Here is a 17595-nt window from a genome sequence, read left to right on the forward strand (position 1 = left end):
AAACGCCCGTCATTTGTCGAGCGCTTCCAGCTCGTCGATCAGGGCGCCGATCACGCCAAGGCCGATCTGCCAGAAGGCAGGGTCGGTGGCGTCGAGGCCGAAGGGCGCCAGAAGCTCCGAGTGATGCTTGGTGCCGCCGGCGCGCAGCATCTCGAAATACTTCTCCTGAAAGCCGCGCTCGGCGTTCTGATAGACGGCATAGAGGGAGTTCACCAGGCAGTCGCCGAAGGCATAGGCATAGACATAGAAGGGCGAGTGGATGAAATGCGGGATGTAGGTCCAGAAGACCTCATATCCATCGCGCAGCTTGATCGCCGGTCCCAGGCTCTCCGCCTGCACCTCCAGCCAGAACTGGCCGAGCCTGTCGGAGGTGAGCTCGCCGTTGCGGCGCTCGGCATGCACCTTGCGCTCGAACTCGTAGAAAGCGATCTGGCGCACGACGGTGTTGATCATGTCCTCGACCTTCTGGGCGAGCATCGCCTTGCGCTCGCGCTTGTCGGCGGTCTGGTCGAGCAGCGAGCGGAAGGTCAGCATCTCGCCGAAGACGGAGGCCGTCTCGGCCAGCGTCAACGGCGTCGAGGCCATCAGCGCGCCCTGGCCGGCCGCCAGCACCTGGTGCACGCCATGGCCGAGCTCATGCGCCAGCGTCATCACATCGCGCGGCTTGCCCATGTAGTTGAGCAGCACGTAAGGGTGCGCCGACGGCACGGTCGGATGGGCGAAGGCGCCAGGCGATTTGCCGGGCCGCACTGGCGCATCGATCCAGCTGCGGTCGAAGAAGGTCCGCGCGATTTCCGCCATGTCGGGCGAAAAGCGCTGGTAGGCCGACAACACCGTGTCCCTGGCGTCGTCCCAGCGGATCACCGCCTGCGGGGTCTCGGGCAGCGGTGCGTTGCGGTCCCAGTGGTTCATCACCTCCATGCCGAGCCAGCGCGCCTTCATCGCATAGTATCGATGCGACAGGCGCGGATAGGCCTCGCGCACGGCTGCCGCCAGCGCGTCGACCACGCCGCGCTCGACGCGGTTGGCGAGATGGCGTGAATCGGCTATGTCCTCGAAGCCGCGCCAGCGGTCGGAAATCTCCTTGTCCTTGGCGAGCGTGTTGGTGATGAGGGTGAAGGTCCGCAGGTTCTTGCGAAAGGTCGCGGCGAGCGCCTCGGAGGCGCGGCGGCGCACTTCGCCGTTCGAGTCCTGCAGCCGGTTCAGCGCCGGCTCCAGCGTCAGCTCCTCGCCGTCGACATCGAAGCGCAGGTCGGTCATCGTCTCGTCGAACAGGCGGTTCCAGGCGCCGCGTCCGGTGACCGACTTTTCATGGAACAACTGCTCGACCCGATCCTCGAGCTGGTAGGGCTTGTCCTTCCTGAGGTCGAGCACCCACGGGCGGTAGTGGGCGAAGGTCGCGTCGGCCGCAAGCGCAGCTTCGGTCATCGCGTCGTCGATCAGGTTGAGCTCGAGCGCGAAGAACAAAAGATGCGCGCTGGCATCGGTCATCTTCTCCTGGATGTCGCCATAGAGCTTGGCGCGCTGCGGATCGGCGGTGTTGCCGGCATAGACCAGCCCGGCATAGGAGACGATGCGGCCGATTAGCTCCTCCAGCGCCTCGTAGGCCGTCAGCGCTTCGCCGAGCCGACCGGCGGCGCCGCGTTCGGCCTCGGCGGCCAACGTGCCCTTCCAGCGGGCCTCGAAGGCAATGGCGTCGCTTGCCGCCCGAGCGATGTCGCGCTTCAGCTCCGGCGCTTCCATGCCGGAATAGAGATCTGCAAGATTCCATTCCGGCAGATCGCCAAGCTCCGCCGCGCCCTGACCGGACGCTGGCGCCGCAAGCCGCCGATCAAACATCATGCGCATCAAAATACCTTCCAGGACCAAGGGGAAAGGAGAAGCCGGTCAAATGCTAAGGAATTCGTTCACCGGGTTTTTTGAAACCTTATTTAGAACCCTGTGCCAAGATGATCCATGGGGATTTCTTAGGGCCGGGCAGCCAAAACAGTCATGACAGGTTCCATACTCATAGTCGATGACGATCCCGTGCAGCGCAGGCTGCTCGAGGCGGCGGTGACGAAATTCGGCCACAGCGCCATCGTCACGGATGGCGGCGAGGCAGGCCTCGATGTGCTCGACGGACCGAACGCGCGCGATGTGTCGGTCGTCATCCTTGACCTCGTCATGCCCGGCCTCGACGGCATCGGCATGCTGAAGGCGATGCGCGAGCGCGCCATCAACCTGCCGGTCATTGTGCAGACCGCGCAGGGCGGCATCGAGACCGTTGTCTCGGCCATGCGCCACGGCGCATTCGATTTCGTCGTCAAACCGGCCTCGCCCGACCGGCTGCAGGCATCGATTTCCAATGCTCTGAAGGTCGAGGCGGTCGAAGGCGAGATGAAGCGCACGTCGCGGCGGCGCGGCGGCCATCTGACCTTCAAGGACCTGATCACCCGCAGCCCGGCGATGGACCGGGTGATCCGCCTCGGGCAAAAGGCGGCGGCCTCCAACATCCCGATCCTGATCGAAGGCGAGTCCGGCGTCGGCAAGGAGCTGGTGGCGCGCGCCATCCAGGGCAGCGGCGACCGCCGCTCGAAACCCTTCGTCACCGTCAATTGCGGCGCCATTCCCGACAACCTCGTCGAATCGATCCTGTTCGGCCACGAGAAGGGCTCGTTTACCGGCGCCACCGACAAGCACACCGGCAAATTCGTCGAGGCGCATTCGGGCACGCTGTTTCTTGACGAAATCGGCGACCTGCCGCTCGACGTCCAAGTCAAGCTGCTGCGCGCCGTGCAGGAGGGAGAAGTCGACCCGGTCGGCGGCCGTTCGACCGTCAAGGTCGATATCCGGCTGATCTCTGCGACGCACCGCAACCTGTTGCAGCAGGTCAAGGACGGCAAATTCCGCGAAGACCTGTTCTACCGGCTCAACGTCTATCCGATCTTCGTGCCGCCGTTGCGCGACCGGCGTGACGATATCCCCTATCTGGTCACGCACTTTATGGAAAAGGTGGCGCCGGCCGATCCGCGCCACCGTCTCACTGGCATATCGGCCAAGGCGCTGGCGATGCTGCAGGCCTATGACTGGCCCGGCAACATCCGCCAGCTCGAAAATGCCGTGTTCAGGGCGTCCGTGCTCGCCGAAGGCGAATTGCTGACCGAAGAGGAATTTCCGCAAATCCGAGCGCAGGTCGAAGGCACGGTAAAGCTGGATGCCGAGCCGGCATTGGCCGCTGAGGGAGTCGCGGCCGAGCCGCAGCCGGCCGACCAGGCCGCTGCCAACGGGGCAGGGGCTGTTTTGCCCGAGAGCGAGGCCCCGGCGCGGCTGCAGCCCCGCTTCGGCACGCTGAGAGCCTTGGACGAGCGTGGCAATGTGCGCGCGCTGGCCGATGTCGAGCTCGAAATGATCAAGCTTGCGATCGACCACTATAACGGCCAAATGAGCGAGGTGGCACGCCGCCTCGGCATCGGGCGCTCGACGCTCTACCGCAAGTTGAAGGAATATGGCATTGACCCCGAAGCGGGTCGTCTCGACCGGCTTGCCTCCTGAGACGCAAGGCCCAGCTCAGCTTGCCCGTTTAAAATCTGAGTCAAATTGTCGCTTTTCGCGCGAAAATCCTGGGTTTTCAGCGGTCTGAGTTGCTGCTGATCACGCATTAAGGCTAACGGTAACAGATCGTGTTTCGGCCCGAGCCGAATTCTCGATCTAAACCAGTGATTTACCACGAAAAGCGGTGCATCATTTTTGACGGGATATCGCCACGGTGTTACCGCATTTCGGCTTCAATAAGCGATGATTAACCATTAGGATTGATATTCGGATGTGAGAACCACGCATCCGTTTGGGCAAATCCGGGGACAAACGGCAGCCTGCAAGGCCTTTTGATTTGAACCAAGTCGAACGACACACAAACGGGCGGCATTTTCACATGAGCGTCTGGCCGAGGTGGCTGACGTTTGTGATTTTGGCCGTCGGGTTCCTCTCGGCAGCCGTCTCCGGCGCGAAGGCCGAAATCCGTTCGCTGAAGCTCTACCATCTGCACACGCACGAAAAGGCCGAGATCGTCTACAAGCGCAATGGCCGCTACGATCCGGAAGGCCTGCGCAAGATCAACATCATCCTGCGCGACTGGCGCCGCAACGAGCCGACCAAGATGGATCCGCGGCTGCTCGATCTGGTGTGGGAGGCCTATCGGCAAAGCGGAGCGACTGACTATATCCAGGTGGTCTGCGGCTATCGCTCGCCGTCGACCAATGCGATGCTGCGCAGCCGCAGCCGCGGCGTCGCCGAGAAAAGCCAGCACATGCTCGGCAAGGCGATGGACTTCTACATTCCCGGCGTGCCGCTGAAGAAGCTGCGCAATATCGGGCTCAAGATGCAGGGCGGCGGCGTCGGCTACTATCCGAGTTCGGGTTCTCCGTTCGTCCACATGGATGTCGGCAACGTGCGCCATTGGCCGGGCATCAGCCGCCAGGAACTGGTCAGCCTGTTCCCGAACGGCAAGACGCTGCATGTGCCGAGCGACGGCCGGCCGCTGCCGGGCTATGAACAGGCGGTGGCCGCCTACAAGGCGCGCAAAGGCGCCGGCACGCCTAACATCGAACTGGCCAGCGCAGGCGGCTCGACCAAGCGGTCCGGCGGACTGTTTGCGGCCTGGTTTGGCGGCGGCGACGACGAGGCCGACGACAGCGCCGATGTCGCGAGCGCCGAACCCACGCCGCAGCCAAAGGCTGTGAAGCAGGTGGCGGCGGCCAAGAGCAGCAACCGGCCGGGCATCGCGATCGTCGCGCCGCAGGACGCCAAGCGCGCCAACATTCCGCAGATCGCGGACGACAGCACCGACGATTCGCAACCACAGCAGGATACGCCTGAGACCATTATCGCCGCGCTGCCGCCGAAGGAGATTCCGCTGCCTGCCTTCGCGCCGAGGCCGAAGGCCGACGTCGGACAGCAGACGCCTGAGAATGTGCCGTTCGCCACGGCGGATGCCTCGGCCACGACCGAGCAGGCGGTGGCGACGGCGCATGCTCCGGCCAATGTGCCGTTCGGCATGGCCGATGCCGCCGGCGCGGCACAGGCCGCAGCCGACCCCGCGCAGGTGGCGGTCAACAACATCCCGCTGCCGACCTGGCGCCCCGATCGCTCGACGCCGGCCGAACTCGCCTCCAAGGACAAGAACGTGCTTCTGGCGCTGGCGGAAACGGCGGCGCAGGACAAGAGCGCCACCGACGCCTTCTCGGTGCTGCCGACGGCGCGGCCCGACACGGGCAAGCAGGATGAGATCAAGGCAGTGCTTGAACAGGCCAGCGCAACCACCGCCGCCGGCGCGAGCGGGGCCGAATATGAGGTCGCTTCGCTGACAGAGCCGCAGCCGCGCTCGGCATTCAACGATCCGTCGGGCCTCGATGCGGCTTCACCGCGCGAAGCCATCGTCGCCCGTCCGGCCGGGACCGATCCGGCGCAGGCGATCGGCGCCGGTGTGAAGACGACGCGCAAGGAGGCCAGGGCTTCCGCCAGCGACCTTCGGCCCGGGCCGAAGGCGATGGTGGTGGCGACGCCGCCCCAGGCAGCGCGCTGGGCGCTGGGCAGCGGCGACAACATCGCCACCGTTTCCGACCCGACGACGGCGCCGCGCTATGCCTACAACATCGTGCATACGCCGCCGAGCGAGGTCTACACGGCCGGCTTCCATACGGACCCCCAGACGCCGGATGCCAGCCGGTTTGCCGGCAACGCCGTGAAGTTCCTTTCGGTCGCCCGCTTCCAGACGAAATAGCCAGCCTGCCGCTGCCGCAAAAGCCGCGTTGGGCAACAGCGCGGCTTTGCTTTTTCATCCATGGCGGCATATTTGACCCCCGGCCATCCCGCTTCGTCTAATGGTAGGACAGCGCCCTTTGAAGGCGTGAATCGTGGTTCGAATCCATGAGCGGGAACCAGTCGCGACCGTGACTTCCCACCGCCGCCAGCATGCGATCACGCAAGCCTAAACTTCGGCAGCCGTCGCTCCGACGCAGGCCGAAACCATTATCGTCAAGACCGGCAAGCATCACTGCAGGACCAAGATGGTCACGCATTGAGTTCACCACCGCAAGGTCGTCGAGAAGATCAAGGTCTGCCGCTGATCGCATTCCAAGCCCCTGGCCCGGTCGGCGAAAGCCGGCCGGTTTTTTTCACGTCGATCGAGGCGGCTCAGTCAATTTCCAGCGTCGGCGCTTCGCCCTTAGCCAACAGCCGCGCGGCGTCGCGCGCGGGGGGTAAGCCGAACTGGCGCGCATATTCCCGGCTGAATTGCGATGCGCTTTCGTAACCTACGGTGAAGGCGACACGCGCGGCGTTGCCCGGCTGCGCGATCAGCAGATGGCGGGCCTCCAGCAGGCGCACCTGCTTCTGATACTGGATCGGACTCATGGCTGTCGCTGCCTTGAAGTGACGGTGGAACGCGGCGCTGCTCATATGGGCGAGCGCGGCCAGCTCCGTCACATCGATCGGCTCGTTGTAGTGCGCCCGTATCCACTGGGTGGCGCGGCGGATCTGCGACAGGCGTCCGTCGGCGCGCGCGAGCTGGCGCAGCTTTGCGCCTTGCGGACCTTGCAGCAGCCGAAACGCTATCTCCCGCTCGAGCATCGGAGCCAGCACGGGAATTTCAGCCGGCCTGTCGAGCAGCCGCAGCATGCGGCGCCATGCGTCGAGCAGCTCGTCATCGGCGGGGTAGGTCGCGAAGCTGTCGCCGCCGGCCGCCGGCCTGTGGTCGATGAGCAATGTGGCGATCACCTCGATATCGAGAGCGAAAGCAATGGCCAGATAGGGGCGGGCGGCGCTCGCCTCGATCAGCTGGCTGGTGGCGGGTGTCTCGACCGCATAGACGAAGCAACTGCCGGCGCCGTAGCGAAGCGTGCGGTCGCCGATCAGCACCGATTTCGCGCCCTGCAGCACAAACAAGGCGGTCGGCTGACAAAGCTCGGGCAGCGGCGGTGTTGGAAACTCGCTGCGGCCGATCGTGACGTGCGGGACCGCCGTCCTTGTCCGCCGCCCACGCGCATGGCGGCCGGCGATCGCGATCAATTCCTGCAGTGCCTCGTTCATCGGCTCAGCATTGCCGATCCGCACGAGCCGCGCAACGAGGCGACGCGCAAGCGCGCACCCAGGTGATGCGCAAGCGCGCAACGAGGTGACGCGCAAGCGCGCACCTGAGACGCGCAAGCGCGCACCTGAGACGCGCAAGCGCGCACTTGAGAGGATTAGGCAAGAGCATGAGAGCTTTCGGCGCGCGAAGCCGGCCGGCTCAGGTCATTTCTAGGTCGCTGAAAAGGAGACATGGATATGACGACACGGAAGAACGCGCTGGTGACCGGCGCCAACAAGGGCATCGGCCTCGAGACCGCGCGGCGGCTGGCGGCGCTGGGGTTCAAAGTCTGGCTCGGCGCCCGGGATGGCAAGCGCGGCCAGGCCGCGGCGGAAGCGTTGCGCGGCGAAGGGTTCGACGTCGAGCGGCTCGAGCTCGACGTCACCAGCGACGAGAGCGTGGCGGCCGCGGCCAGGACCATAGCTGCGCGGGCGCCCAGCCTCGACGTGCTGGTCAACAACGCCGGCGTCGCCGCCGGCTATGTCGACGCGCTCGGCCCGGACGGACGCTATGAGCGGCCGCCGAGCCGGGAAGACATCGCGGACATGAAAGCCACCTATGACGTCAATGTCTTCGGCCCGGTTCGCGTCACCCAGGCGTTCCTGCCGTTGCTCTTGGCATCGCCCGCTGCCCGCATCGTCATGTTGAGCAGCTATCTCGGGTCGATCGCACGCGCGGCCGGCGAGAGCCAGTCACCGAATGCCATGGGCTATGGCAGCTCCAAGACGGCGCTCAATGCCATCACCGTGGCTTTCGCCAGGGAACTTTCGCCACGCGGAATCATGGTCAACGCCGCCGCTCCCGGCTACACCGCGACGGATCTCAACGGGCACAAAGGTCACCGTACGGTGCAGCAGGCGACCGAGATCGTCATGCGCCTGGCGACGCTCGATGCGGGCGGACCGACCGGCGGCTATTTCGATGAGAACGGTCCGCTGCCCTGGTGAATTATTTGGCGAGCTTGCTGGCCTCGCGCGCGAGCGCTTCGATCTCGTTCCACTTGCCCGCCTTGATCAGATCGTCCGGAGCCACCCAGGAGCCGCCGACGCAGATGACGTTGGGCAGGCTCAGATAGTCGGCGGCATTCTTGCCGGTGATGCCGCCGGTCGGGCAGAATTTTATGTCGGCGAGCGGCGAGGCGAAGGCTTTCAGCGAAGCGATGCCGCCCGACTGCTCGGCCGGGAAGAATTTCAGGAAGCGCAAGCCGGCTTCGCGCGCGGCCATGATCTCGCCGGGCGTGATGGCGCCGGGCAGCAGCGGCACCGGGCTGTCCTTCGCCGCGTCCAGAAGCTGGCTTGTGATGCCGGGGCTGACGATGAATTTCGAGCCGGCGCGTGCTGCCTCGTCGAATTGCTTGGCATCGAGAATCGTGCCGGCGCCGACGATTGCGTCCTCGACCTCGGCCGCGACGCGGCGGATCGCCTCCAAGGCGTCGGCGGTGCGCAGCGTGATCTCGATCGCCGGCAGGCCGCCGCGCGAAAGCGCGCGGGCAAGCGGCACGGCGTCGGCCACGTTGGCGACCTTGAGCACCGGAATGACTGGCTGGCCGTTGAGGAGCGACAGGAGCTTTTCGGTCTTGCTGGTCATTGGCTTGTCTCTCCGTTCCGATCGATTTCAACCGATTAGCAGAAGGGGTACCCCAAGTCCACGAAGGCAGGCGTGTCGCGATGTCACGCAGTGGATCGCCGCGCCGGCCCAGAATTTCCTCTGCCTTGAAACCGCTTTCAGCACGGTCTAGTGGCATGGGCATGACAACAGCCAAGGAAATTCAGCCAATCCGCGTCGCCGCGCTTTACAAATTCGCGCGGCTCGACGGGTACGAGGCCTTGCGCGAGCCGCTCGCCGCCTTCTGCTGCGGACGCGGCATCAAGGGCACGCTGCTTCTGGCGCATGAAGGTATCAACGGTACCGTCGCCGGCAGCGAGGAGGCGATTGCCGCGCTGATCGATCACCTTCAGACGATCGAAGGGCTAGCCGGCATCGAGGTCAAATACAGCGGCGCCGCCGACATGCCGTTCCACCGCATGAAGGTGCGGCTGAAGCGCGAGATCGTCACCATGGGCGTCGACAGTCTCGACCCGGCGACCAGCGCCGGCACCTATGTCGCGCCGGCCGACTGGAATGCGCTGATCTCGGATACCGACACATTGGTCATCGACACACGCAACGCCTACGAGGTGTCGATCGGCACCTTCAAGGGCGCGGTCGATCCGAAAACCGCCAGCTTCCGCGAGTTTCCGGCCTGGATCGAGCAGCACCGCGAGGAGCTCGAAGGCCGCAAGGTGGCGATGTTCTGCACCGGCGGCATACGCTGCGAGAAGGCGACGGCTTACGTGAAGTCGCTGGGCTTCAAGAGCGTGTTCCATCTCCAGGGCGGCATCCTGAAATATCTCGAAGAGGTGCCGGCCGAAGAGAGCCTGTGGCAGGGTGATTGCTTCGTCTTCGACGAGCGGGTGTCGGTGTCGCATGGGCTTGCCGAAGGCGAAGCCGAGCTCTGCCGCGCCTGCCGGCATCCGCTCATCGCCGAGGACCGGTATTCGCCGAAATATGCTGTCGGCGTCTCATGCCCGCATTGCTTCGAAGCGCGCACGGACGAGGACCGCGCCCGCTATGCCGAGCGGCATCGCCAGGTGGAACTGGCGCAAACGCGGGGCAGCAAACGCCATATCGGCAGCTAAAACGCGACGGAGTAACGATCGATTGCCCAGAGCCAGGTCCCATCGCTCTGCCGGCGGGCGACCTCAGTTGTAATGCTGCCGTCGGGCAGTTTCGTCGAGGTGAGCGCCAGATCGCCGTTGACAAGGGCAGGGCGCTGCTCGCCGCGCTGGAATTTGCGACCCGCGGCGATGCTTTGTTCGAAAAGCGCGCGGGTCGCCTCGCGGCCGCGGATCAATTCGCCGGCACCGCTGTCGACGACCGCGTCCGGCTCGAAAAGCGCCAGCATCCCTTCGATATCGCCGGCCCATTGCCGTTCGATCAGCATGCGCTCGAGATCCTGGGGATCGCGCGCCGGCTCGCGGTTGGCTGCATTCGACATTCAAATGGCTCCTTCAAAAACAGATCCCCGATCTTAGCGGAAGTGCTGGTTGCTTTCGACACATCGGCTTGCGTTCTGATGCCGGCATCCGGCCAAAACAGCCCGCCCGTCATTGTAAAGTCAGCGCGCGGGGCCTACGTCATGCCGGTCCGAAACCCCGCCCGGGCCGCATTCGGCCGGGCCAATTCTGGAGGCATTGATGCTCGACCCCAAGAAGTTGCTCGACGACCTGCTCGGCTCGCAAATTCCTGGCACGGGATCGACCGTCCGCGACAAGGCGGGGCAAGCGGTGCAGATGGCGAAGGACAATCCGCTCGCCGCCGGCGCGCTGGCCGCTGTGCTGCTCGGCACAGGTACTGGACGGCAGGTGACGGGAGCGGCCATCAAGCTCGGCGGTTTGGCCGCGATCGGCGGCCTCGCCTACAAGGCCTACCAGAACTACAAGAACGGCGCCGAGCCGGCGCAGAAGCCTGCGGCAGGCGAGCCGGAATTGCTGCCGCCGCCGGCCGACACAGCTTTCCATCCCTCTCAGGCGCCGCAGGGCGAGGCCGAATTCACGCTGACGCTGGTGCGGGCGATGATCTCGGCGGCGAAAGCGGACGGCCATGTCGACGATGAGGAGCGGCAGAAGATCGCCGACAAGCTCAAGCTTGCCGGCGTTGGCGCGGAGGCTGAAAAATTCCTGATGGAAGAGCTCGAACGGCCGCTCGACCTCGACACGCTGATCGCCGGCGCCAAGACCGATGCGCAGAAGCTCGAGCTCTATACCGCCTCGCGACTGACCATCGATCCCGACACCCGCACCGAGCGCGGTTATCTCGACCTGCTTGCCGGCCGCCTCGGCCTGCCGGACGCGCTGGTCGACCATGTCGAGGCGACTGTCTCGGCAGCGAAGGCGCAGGCCGGTGCCTGAAACCCGATGACAGCGGGACGAAAAGAGGGCGTTAACCTTTCGTTAACCCAGCAAGCGCATGATTCTAATCAGTCGGGCCGGCTTTCCTCCTCCCAAGCGCGGTTCAGATCAGGGCGGTCGCCAATGACCGCTCTTTTTGTCGGCCCCTCCGTTTTGCCGACCCTCCCTTTTTGTTGACGAGAGCGGCTTGCCACGGCCCCCATCATTTGCGATGCCACGTCTTCTTCCAGCAGTGACCGGGGAGGACGACGATGACCGCTATGACACAGAAAACCGCCATCGTTACCGGCGCCGGCACCGGCATCGGCAAGAGCGTCGCCACGGCGCTGCTCAAAGCCGGCTGGAACACCGTGTTCTGCGGACGCCGCAAAAAGGTGCTCGAAGAAGCGATTGCCGAGGCTGGCAAGACGGAAGCCAAGGCGCTTGCGGTTGCCTGCGACATCAGCAAAGCCGGCGAGGTCGAGGACATGTTCGAGACCGTAGTGGAGGCGTTCGGGCGCGTCGACCTGCTCTTCAACAATGCCGGCATGGGCTATAAGTCGACGCTGATCGACGAGATTCCGGTCGAGGTGTGGAACGATGTCGTGGGCGTCAACCTCACTGGCTCGTTCCTGTGCGCCCGCGCCGCCTTCGGCGCCATGCGCCGGCAAAAGCCGATGGGCGGCCGCATCATCAACAACGGCTCGGTATCGGCCTATGCGCCGCGTCCGGGCTCCGTGCCCTATACGGCGACCAAGCACGCTATCACCGGCCTGACCAAGACGCTCGCGCTCGACGGCCGGCCCTACGACATTGCCTGCGGCCAGATCGACATCGGCAACGCGCTGACCGAGATGGCGCAGCCGATGACGGTCGGCGTGCCGCAGGCCAACGGCTCCATCGCCGCCGAAGCGGTGATGGATGTGCAGCGCGTCGCCGACGCGGTGCTCCACATGGCGAGCCTGCCGCTCGACGCGAATGTGCTGTTTATGACCGTGATGGCGACGAAGATGCCGTTTGTCGGACGTGGGTGAGCCGGCGAGGCCCTACTTCTTCAAAAACGCCTCGATCCGCTCCAGCGCGCGTAAAATGTTCTCCTCGGAATTGGCGTAGGAGAGCCGGATATAGCCTTCGCCGAGCACGCCGAAGTCGGGGCCGCCGATCAGCGCGACACCGGCATCCTCCAACAGCGCCGAGGCGAGCTTCTTCGCCCTCCAGCCGGTCTTCGACACGTTGGGGAAGGCATAGAAGGCGCCTTTCGGCGTGATGCAGGAAATGCCGGGCAGCGCGTTCAGGCCCTCGACCACGATTTTCCTGCGGTTGTCGAAGGCGCGCATCATCTTTTCGACGTCATCCTGCGGGCCATCTATCGCCGCGATGCCGGCATATTGGCTCGGCGCGTTGACGCAGGACCAGCAATTGACCGCCAGCTTGCGCACCTTGTCGTAGAGATAGGCGCCCTTTTCGCCGTTCGGCCAGATCGACCAGCCCATGCGCCAGCCGGTCATCGCCCAGGTCTTCGACCAGCCGTTGAGCACGATCAGCCGGTCGCGGATTTCCGGAAAATTGAGCAGCGAGCAGTGCGTCTCGCCGTCATAGGTCATGACGTCGTAGATTTCGTCGGACAGGATCGCGACCTCGGGGTGCTTCTCCAGGCCCTTGACCAGCTTTTCGATTTCCGCGCGGGGCGTGACGCCGCCGGTCGGATTGGCGGGCGAGTTGAGGATCAGCAGCCTGGTCTTCGGCGTGATCAGCGCCAATGTCTCTTCCGCCGAGAAGGCAAAGCCGTTCTCCTCGCGGATCGGCACGGGAATGGGCGCCGCGCCGGTGAACTCGATCATCGAGCGATAGATCGGAAAGCCCGGATCGGGGTAGAGAATCTCCGCGCCCGCCTCGCCGAACATCAGGATCGCGGCGAACATGGTCGGCTTGCCGCCGGGCAGGATCATCACGTTTTCGGGCGACACCTCGACGCCGGTGGTGGTCAGCGTGCGGCGCACCACCGCCTCGCGGGTGGCCAGCAGCCCGTTGGCCGGCGTGTAGCCATGATGGCCGTCGCGCAGCGCCTTGATCGCCGCCTCGACGATGTGTTGCGGCGTCTTGAAGTCGGGCTGGCCGATGCCGAGATTGATGATGTCGCGGCCCTGATGGGCAAGCGCGGTGGCTCGCGCGAGCACCGCAAACGCGTTTTCCTCGCCGAGACGGTCGAAGGCCGCGATCGTGTGGAGCATTTTTCCCGTCCCTGTGGTTCTTTCTGTGGGCGAGCGTTTTTGTGAGCGTCTCTTCCAAAATGTCAAACGGATTGGAGTTCCCGGTGTCGGAAAATATTGGGGTGTCGAAAAATCTCAAAGATTGGCGGCCGCGCCCGCGTCCGGAACGCAAGGTGCTCGAGGGCCGCACCGTCAGGCTCGAGCCGTTGAGCGCGGCAAAGCACGGCGACGGGCTCTACGAGGCATCGTCTGTGCCGGATGCCGGCGGCCGCTTCGCCTGGCTGCCCGACTACCCGCCGGAAACCCGTGCCGCCTTCCAGCCGTGGCTGGACAAGGTCGAGGCGAGCGAGGATCCGCTGTTCTTCGCCGTCATCGACAAGGCGAGCGGCAAGATCGCCGGGCGCCAGACGCTGATGCGCATCGATGCCAATAACGGCGTCATCGAGATCGGCAACATTTATTGGGGGCCGCTGATCTCGCGCAAGCCGCAGGCGACCGAAGCGCAGTTCCTGTTCACGAAATATGCCTTCGACGAGCTCGGCTATCGCCGCTACGAATGGAAATGCAACAACCGCAACGAGCCGTCGAAACGCGCGGCGGAACGTTTCGGCTTCAAGTTCGAAGGCATTTTCCGCCAGCATCTTGTGGTAAAGGGCGAAAACCGCGATACGGCATGGTATTCGATCATCGACAAGGAGTGGCCGGCGCTGCGCAAGGCCTATGAGGCCTGGCTCGATCCGGCGAATTTCGATGGCGAGGGCCGCCAGAAGCGGCGGCTCGAGGATTTCCGCGCCGAGTTCGGCGCGTAAACCATGATCCCGAAAAGTGGGAACCGGTTTTTGCTGCGCTGACCTTCGGTTCGGACAAGATCATGGTCAGTAAACAGGAGTTGCGCAATGGCGCACGATCACGCTTCACATGGGCACGGTCCGCATGGCCATAGCCACGGCGCCGGCCATGTGCACGGCTCGACCGACAAGAAGCGGGTGCTCATCGCGACCTGCCTGACCGGCGGCTTCATGGTCGCCGAAGCGCTCGGCGGCCTGCTCACCGGGTCGCTGGCGCTGCTTGCGGACGCCGGCCACATGCTGGCGGATTCGATCGCGCTCGGGCTCGCCTGGTATGCCTTCCATCTCGCCGGCCGGCCGGCCACGGGCCGTCTCACCTACGGCTTCGGCCGCGTGAAGACGCTGGTCGCCTACACCAACGGCATCGCCATTTTCGTCATCGCGCTGTGGATCGTCTACGAGGCCTGGGGGCGATTGATGAGCCCGGCTCCGGTGCTGGGCGGACCGATGCTGGTGGTGGCGGTCGCCGGCTTGCTGGTCAACATCGCCTCCTTCTTCGTGCTCAACGGCGGCGATCGCGGAAGCCTGAACATGCGCGGCGCCATACTGCATGTGCTGGGCGATTTGCTTGGCTCGGCGGCGGCAATAGCAGCGGCGCTCGTCATCCTCGCAACCGGCTGGACGCCGATCGATCCGATCCTCTCCGTGCTGGTGGCGCTGCTGATCCTGTCGACGGCGTGGTCGCTGATGCGCGAGGCCGCCCATGTGTTGCTCGAAGGTGTGCCGGCAAGCCTCGACCGCGACCTGATCGCCAAGGATATCGAAGCCACGGTCAAGGGGGTGCGCGAGGTGCATCACATGCATGTCTGGTCGCTGGACGGCACCAGCAACATGGCGACGCTGCACGCCTGCCTCAATGACGGCGTCGATCCGCATATGGCGGTGAGCGCCATCAAGAAGCGGCTTGCCGCAGAGCACGGCATCGACCATGCAACGGTGGAGCCCGAATTCGGACTATGCGCCGACAGCCATGACGAGCATGACCATCACCACGATCACGATCATGCGCATGATGCGCCTCGCGATCGCCGCCATTATCACTGAGCCGGCAATGAGCTTGAAGAGCCTCGGATCGAGGGACGGCGCCTGATGGATCGCGAGACGCGTAGCGCGGCGATCGCCGCGGCCTGTATACTGCTGCTCTTCGGGCTCGCCGCCTATTTCCTGCCCGCCATAATGCTGGCCGCCGGCAGCGTCTCGACGGTGCTTGCGGCAATCGTTGCCGCTATCTTCATGGTGGCGCTGTTCGTCGTCTTCTGGCTGCGCGGACGCAGCCAGCGCAAGAAAGGTCGCTGAAATGAGAATTCTGATCACCGGCGCCGCCGGCATGGTGGGCCGCAAGCTGATCGCAAGGCTGGCCAAGGACGGAGTGCTGCGCGGGCGCAAAATCACGGCGCTCGATCTGCACGATATCGTGGCGCCGCAGGCGCCGGCGCTCGCGGGCGTCGATGTCTCGATCCACACCGGCGACCTTTCCTCGCCCGGCGCAACCGCTAAGCTCGTCGCTTCCCATCCCGATGTGATCTTTCATCTTGCCGGCATCGTCTCCGGCGAGGCGGAAGCCAATTTCGATCTCGGCTACCGCGTCAATCTCGACGGCACGCGCGCGCTGTTCGACGCCGTGCGCCTGGCGGGCTTTGCGCCGCGCCTCGTCTTCACCTCGTCGATCGCCGTGTTCGGCGCGCCGTTCCCCGATGTCATCCCGGACGAATTTCATCCGACGCCGCTTACGTCCTACGGCACGCAAAAGCAGATGAGCGAGGCGCTGCTTGCCGATTATACGCGGCGCGGCTTCTTCGACGGCATCGGCATCCGGCTACCGACGATTTGCGTTCGCCCGGGCAAACCGAACAAGGCGGCGTCGAGCTTTTTTTCAGGCATCATCCGCGAGCCGTTGAGCGGCCAGGAAGCGATCCTGCCGGTGCCGCGCTCGGTGCTGCACACGCATGCCAGCCCGCGTTCGGCGGTGAATTTCCTCATCCATGCGGCAGGGATCGACGGCGAGAAGGTCGGGCCGCGCCGCAACCTCACAATGCCCGGTGTCGCCGTGACCGTCGGCGAGCAGATCGAGGCGCTGGAGCGCATCGCCGGACCCGAGGTGGTGAAGCGGATCCGCGAACAGCCAGACGAAACGATCTGGGCGATCGTCAAAGGCTGGCCGACGCGGTTCGAGGCGCGCCGCTCGCGGGAACTGGGTTTTGTCGCCGAGAAGAATTTCGACGAGATCATCCGCGCTCACATCGAGGATGAGTTGGGCGGAAAGATTTCCTGACAGGGTTCGGGCGGCTTCAGGCGCCGCCCGTCAGGCCGGCCGACAAAAGCAGCAGGCCGACCAGGAAGATGAAGGCCGCGCCGCCGATCTCGACGATCGAATGGATACGGTTGCCGAGGCGTCCGTCGCCGGCGAAATAGACCGCCCAATTCTTCGCCGTCACCGCGAGCGTCGCGAGCGCCGAGACCGTGATCGCGGTGCCGATCGACATCGCCAGCACCGACAGCAGGCCACCCATCCAGAGCCCGTTGAGGAGCGCAAAGCTCAGCACGATCAGCGCGCCGGAGCAGGGGCGGATGCCAACGGCGGCCACCGCCGACCATGCGGTCTTCCAGTCGAAGCGGTCGCCCGAAAGCAGCGCCGGGTCCGGCGCATGCGAATGGCCGCAGGTTTCGCAGACTTCTCCCGGACCGTGATCGTGGTGCGCATGATCCTGCGCGCCATGGTCGTGATGGTGGTGATCGCGCGCGCCATGACCGTGGCTGTGCGGGTGCGAATGGTCATGATGATCGTCATGCACGTGCAGCACGTGGGCATGAGCATGCGCATGAGCGTCGGAATGGCCGGCATGGGAATGCGCATGAGCGTGTGCGTGTCCCGCATGCGAGTGGCCACCATGCGAATGGCCGGCATGGGCGGCCGAAAGGCTGTAGGCCGGACCGGCGCCGAACCGCCGAAGGATGGCCGGACCCGCCTTGCGCCAGAGCAGCCAGGCGCCGAACAGCGTCACCAGCACGTAGCTCGAGATTTCGAGGAACCATGCCGCGTCGGTCATCGACACCGCGGTGCCGCGCAGCACGAAATAGGCGAGTATCATGACGACCACCGCTGTGAGGCCCTGCAGCAGCGCCGAGACGAAGGAGAGCATGATGCCGCGCTTCAGCGCCACTTCGTTGGCGACCATGTAGGACGAGATCACCGCCTTGCCGTGGCCGGGGCCGGCGGCGTGGAAGATGCCATAGGCGAAGGAAAGCCCGACCAGCAGCCAGAGCTTGCTGCTGTCCTGGCGCATCGCCTTCATGGCGGCCGCCAGCGAATGGTAGAATTCCTGCTGGCGAACGTTGATCCACATCAGGACGTGGGCGAACGGGCCGGAAGTGGTGGGCGCCATGCCGTCATTGGTGCCGATGCCGAGCGAGCTCTGGGCATGGGCGACGCCGGGCAGATGCGCCATCACCAGAGTGGCGGCCAACAGGCCGAGCGCCAAGCGCAGCGACGGTTTCATCAC

16 protein-coding genes and 1 tRNA gene are annotated in these 17595 nt (G+C 64.9%); 11 read left to right on the top strand and 6 right to left on the bottom strand.

Annotation, left to right across the window (positions count from 1 at the left end; translation table 11 throughout):
- Nucleotides 1–9: 9 nt before the first annotated feature.
- A complete protein-coding gene (locus RFM40_RS00740) occupies nt 10–1848 on the bottom strand; it encodes a M3 family oligoendopeptidase (RefSeq protein WP_320224797.1) in 1839 nt (612 codons plus the stop codon).
- Between the two features lie 144 nt (nt 1849–1992).
- Here RFM40_RS00740 and RFM40_RS00745 point away from each other — a divergent pair, with 144 nt between their 5' ends.
- The 3 genes from RFM40_RS00745 (at nt 1993) to RFM40_RS00755 (ending at nt 5921) form a co-directional block, all read left to right on the top strand.
- Nucleotides 1993–3534: a sigma-54-dependent transcriptional regulator gene (locus tag RFM40_RS00745; RefSeq protein ID WP_320276981.1), complete on the top strand. Its 1542-nt coding sequence runs from the start codon at nt 1993–1995 to the stop codon at nt 3532–3534.
- A gap of 379 nt (nt 3535–3913) precedes the next feature.
- The gene (locus RFM40_RS00750) at nt 3914–5761 is read left to right on the top strand and encodes a peptidoglycan L,D-endopeptidase MepK (RefSeq protein ID WP_320276982.1); all 1848 of its coding nucleotides are present in this window, start codon (nt 3914–3916) and stop codon (nt 5759–5761) included.
- 86 nt (nt 5762–5847) lie between these two features.
- Nucleotides 5848–5921: transfer RNA gene (locus RFM40_RS00755), tRNA-Gln, on the top strand.
- A gap of 253 nt (nt 5922–6174) precedes the next feature.
- Here RFM40_RS00755 and RFM40_RS00760 read toward each other — a convergent pair.
- Entirely contained in the window at nt 6175–7068 is an 894-nt protein-coding gene (locus tag RFM40_RS00760) for an AraC family transcriptional regulator (RefSeq protein WP_320276983.1), read from the bottom strand.
- A 237-nt stretch (nt 7069–7305) separates the two neighbouring features.
- On the opposite strand from RFM40_RS00760, the gene RFM40_RS00765 reads away from it, so the two are divergent.
- Nucleotides 7306–8055, top strand: a complete 750-nt coding sequence (locus tag RFM40_RS00765) for an SDR family oxidoreductase (RefSeq protein WP_320276984.1) — start codon at nt 7306–7308, stop codon at nt 8053–8055.
- 1 nt (nt 8056) lies between these two features.
- On the opposite strand, the gene RFM40_RS00770 is transcribed toward RFM40_RS00765, so the two are convergent.
- Nucleotides 8057–8695: a 2-dehydro-3-deoxy-phosphogluconate aldolase gene (locus tag RFM40_RS00770; protein WP_320224802.1), complete on the bottom strand. Its 639-nt coding sequence runs from the start codon at nt 8693–8695 to the stop codon at nt 8057–8059.
- Between the two features lie 161 nt (nt 8696–8856).
- Here RFM40_RS00770 and trhO point away from each other — a divergent pair, with 161 nt between their 5' ends.
- Nucleotides 8857–9786, top strand: coding sequence for an oxygen-dependent tRNA uridine(34) hydroxylase TrhO (trhO, locus tag RFM40_RS00775; protein ID WP_320277045.1), 930 nt, complete (start codon nt 8857–8859; stop codon nt 9784–9786).
- Here the strand turns inward: trhO and RFM40_RS00780 are convergent.
- Nucleotides 9783–10145 (bottom strand): YybH family protein, encoded by a 363-nt coding sequence (locus RFM40_RS00780; RefSeq protein ID WP_320276985.1) that lies wholly within the window; start codon nt 10143–10145, stop codon nt 9783–9785. The genes trhO and RFM40_RS00780 overlap by 4 nt on opposite strands.
- A 199-nt stretch (nt 10146–10344) precedes the next feature.
- Here RFM40_RS00780 and RFM40_RS00785 point away from each other — a divergent pair, with 199 nt between their 5' ends.
- Both RFM40_RS00785 and RFM40_RS00790 read left to right on the top strand, forming a co-directional pair.
- Nucleotides 10345–11058 carry a tellurite resistance TerB family protein gene (locus RFM40_RS00785; protein WP_320224804.1) on the top strand — a complete coding sequence of 238 codons (714 nt, stop codon included), beginning with the start codon at nt 10345–10347 and terminating at the stop codon, nt 11056–11058.
- 251 nt (nt 11059–11309) lie between these two features.
- Nucleotides 11310–12071, top strand: coding sequence for an SDR family oxidoreductase (locus RFM40_RS00790; RefSeq protein ID WP_430691627.1), 762 nt, complete (start codon nt 11310–11312; stop codon nt 12069–12071).
- A gap of 12 nt (nt 12072–12083) precedes the next feature.
- Here the strand turns inward: RFM40_RS00790 and RFM40_RS00795 are convergent, their stop codons facing one another.
- Nucleotides 12084–13268 carry a pyridoxal phosphate-dependent aminotransferase gene (locus tag RFM40_RS00795; RefSeq protein ID WP_320276986.1) on the bottom strand — a complete coding sequence of 395 codons (1185 nt, stop codon included), beginning with the start codon at nt 13266–13268 and terminating at the stop codon, nt 12084–12086.
- Between the two features lie 101 nt (nt 13269–13369).
- Between RFM40_RS00795 and RFM40_RS00800 the strand changes: the two genes are divergently transcribed.
- The 4 genes from RFM40_RS00800 to denD all read left to right on the top strand — a co-directional run bounded on the left by RFM40_RS00800 (nt 13370) and on the right by denD (nt 16367).
- Nucleotides 13370–14056 (top strand): GNAT family N-acetyltransferase, encoded by a 687-nt coding sequence (locus RFM40_RS00800; protein ID WP_320224976.1) that lies wholly within the window; start codon nt 13370–13372, stop codon nt 14054–14056.
- A gap of 87 nt (nt 14057–14143) precedes the next feature.
- Nucleotides 14144–15139, top strand: coding sequence for a cation diffusion facilitator family transporter (locus tag RFM40_RS00805; RefSeq protein ID WP_320224806.1), 996 nt, complete (start codon nt 14144–14146; stop codon nt 15137–15139).
- Nucleotides 15140–15184: 45 nt separating this feature from the next.
- Nucleotides 15185–15391, top strand: coding sequence for a hypothetical protein (locus RFM40_RS00810; RefSeq protein WP_320224807.1), 207 nt, complete (start codon nt 15185–15187; stop codon nt 15389–15391).
- A gap of 1 nt (nt 15392) precedes the next feature.
- Nucleotides 15393–16367, top strand: coding sequence for a D-erythronate dehydrogenase (gene denD / locus RFM40_RS00815; RefSeq protein ID WP_320224808.1), 975 nt, complete (start codon nt 15393–15395; stop codon nt 16365–16367).
- A gap of 16 nt (nt 16368–16383) precedes the next feature.
- Here the strand turns inward: denD and RFM40_RS00820 are convergent, their stop codons facing one another.
- A complete protein-coding gene (locus tag RFM40_RS00820; protein WP_320276987.1) occupies nt 16384–17592 on the bottom strand; it encodes a nickel/cobalt transporter in 1209 nt (402 codons plus the stop codon).
- Between the last annotated feature and the right edge of the window lie 3 nt (nt 17593–17595).

Source organism: Mesorhizobium captivum (assembly GCF_033977165.1).
GTDB classification, from domain to species: domain Bacteria; phylum Pseudomonadota; class Alphaproteobacteria; order Rhizobiales; family Rhizobiaceae; genus Mesorhizobium; species Mesorhizobium captivum.

What these genes read in the sequence shown, in the direction of transcription:
- RFM40_RS00820 (WP_320276987.1), bottom strand. Translation starts at nt 17,592, where the DNA reads ATGAAACCGTCGCTGCGCTTGGCGCTCGGCCTGTTGGCCGCCACTCTG.
- RFM40_RS00810 (WP_320224807.1), top strand. Translation starts at nt 15,185, where the DNA reads ATGGATCGCGAGACGCGTAGCGCGGCGATCGCCGCGGCCTGTATACTG.
- denD (WP_320224808.1), top strand. Translation starts at nt 15,393, where the DNA reads ATGAGAATTCTGATCACCGGCGCCGCCGGCATGGTGGGCCGCAAGCTG.
- RFM40_RS00805 (WP_320224806.1), top strand. Translation starts at nt 14,144, where the DNA reads ATGGCGCACGATCACGCTTCACATGGGCACGGTCCGCATGGCCATAGC.
- RFM40_RS00795 (WP_320276986.1), bottom strand. Translation starts at nt 13,268, where the DNA reads ATGCTCCACACGATCGCGGCCTTCGACCGTCTCGGCGAGGAAAACGCG.
- RFM40_RS00765 (WP_320276984.1), top strand. Translation starts at nt 7,306, where the DNA reads ATGACGACACGGAAGAACGCGCTGGTGACCGGCGCCAACAAGGGCATC.
- RFM40_RS00785 (WP_320224804.1), top strand. Translation starts at nt 10,345, where the DNA reads ATGCTCGACCCCAAGAAGTTGCTCGACGACCTGCTCGGCTCGCAAATT.
- RFM40_RS00745 (WP_320276981.1), top strand. Translation starts at nt 1,993, where the DNA reads ATGACAGGTTCCATACTCATAGTCGATGACGATCCCGTGCAGCGCAGG.
- RFM40_RS00780 (WP_320276985.1), bottom strand. Translation starts at nt 10,145, where the DNA reads ATGTCGAATGCAGCCAACCGCGAGCCGGCGCGCGATCCCCAGGATCTC.
- RFM40_RS00790 (WP_430691627.1), top strand. Translation starts at nt 11,310, where the DNA reads ATGACCGCTATGACACAGAAAACCGCCATCGTTACCGGCGCCGGCACC.
- RFM40_RS00740 (WP_320224797.1), bottom strand. Translation starts at nt 1,848, where the DNA reads ATGCGCATGATGTTTGATCGGCGGCTTGCGGCGCCAGCGTCCGGTCAG.
- RFM40_RS00750 (WP_320276982.1), top strand. Translation starts at nt 3,914, where the DNA reads ATGAGCGTCTGGCCGAGGTGGCTGACGTTTGTGATTTTGGCCGTCGGG.
- RFM40_RS00760 (WP_320276983.1), bottom strand. Translation starts at nt 7,068, where the DNA reads ATGAACGAGGCACTGCAGGAATTGATCGCGATCGCCGGCCGCCATGCG.
- trhO (WP_320277045.1), top strand. Translation starts at nt 8,857, where the DNA reads ATGACAACAGCCAAGGAAATTCAGCCAATCCGCGTCGCCGCGCTTTAC.
- RFM40_RS00770 (WP_320224802.1), bottom strand. Translation starts at nt 8,695, where the DNA reads ATGACCAGCAAGACCGAAAAGCTCCTGTCGCTCCTCAACGGCCAGCCA.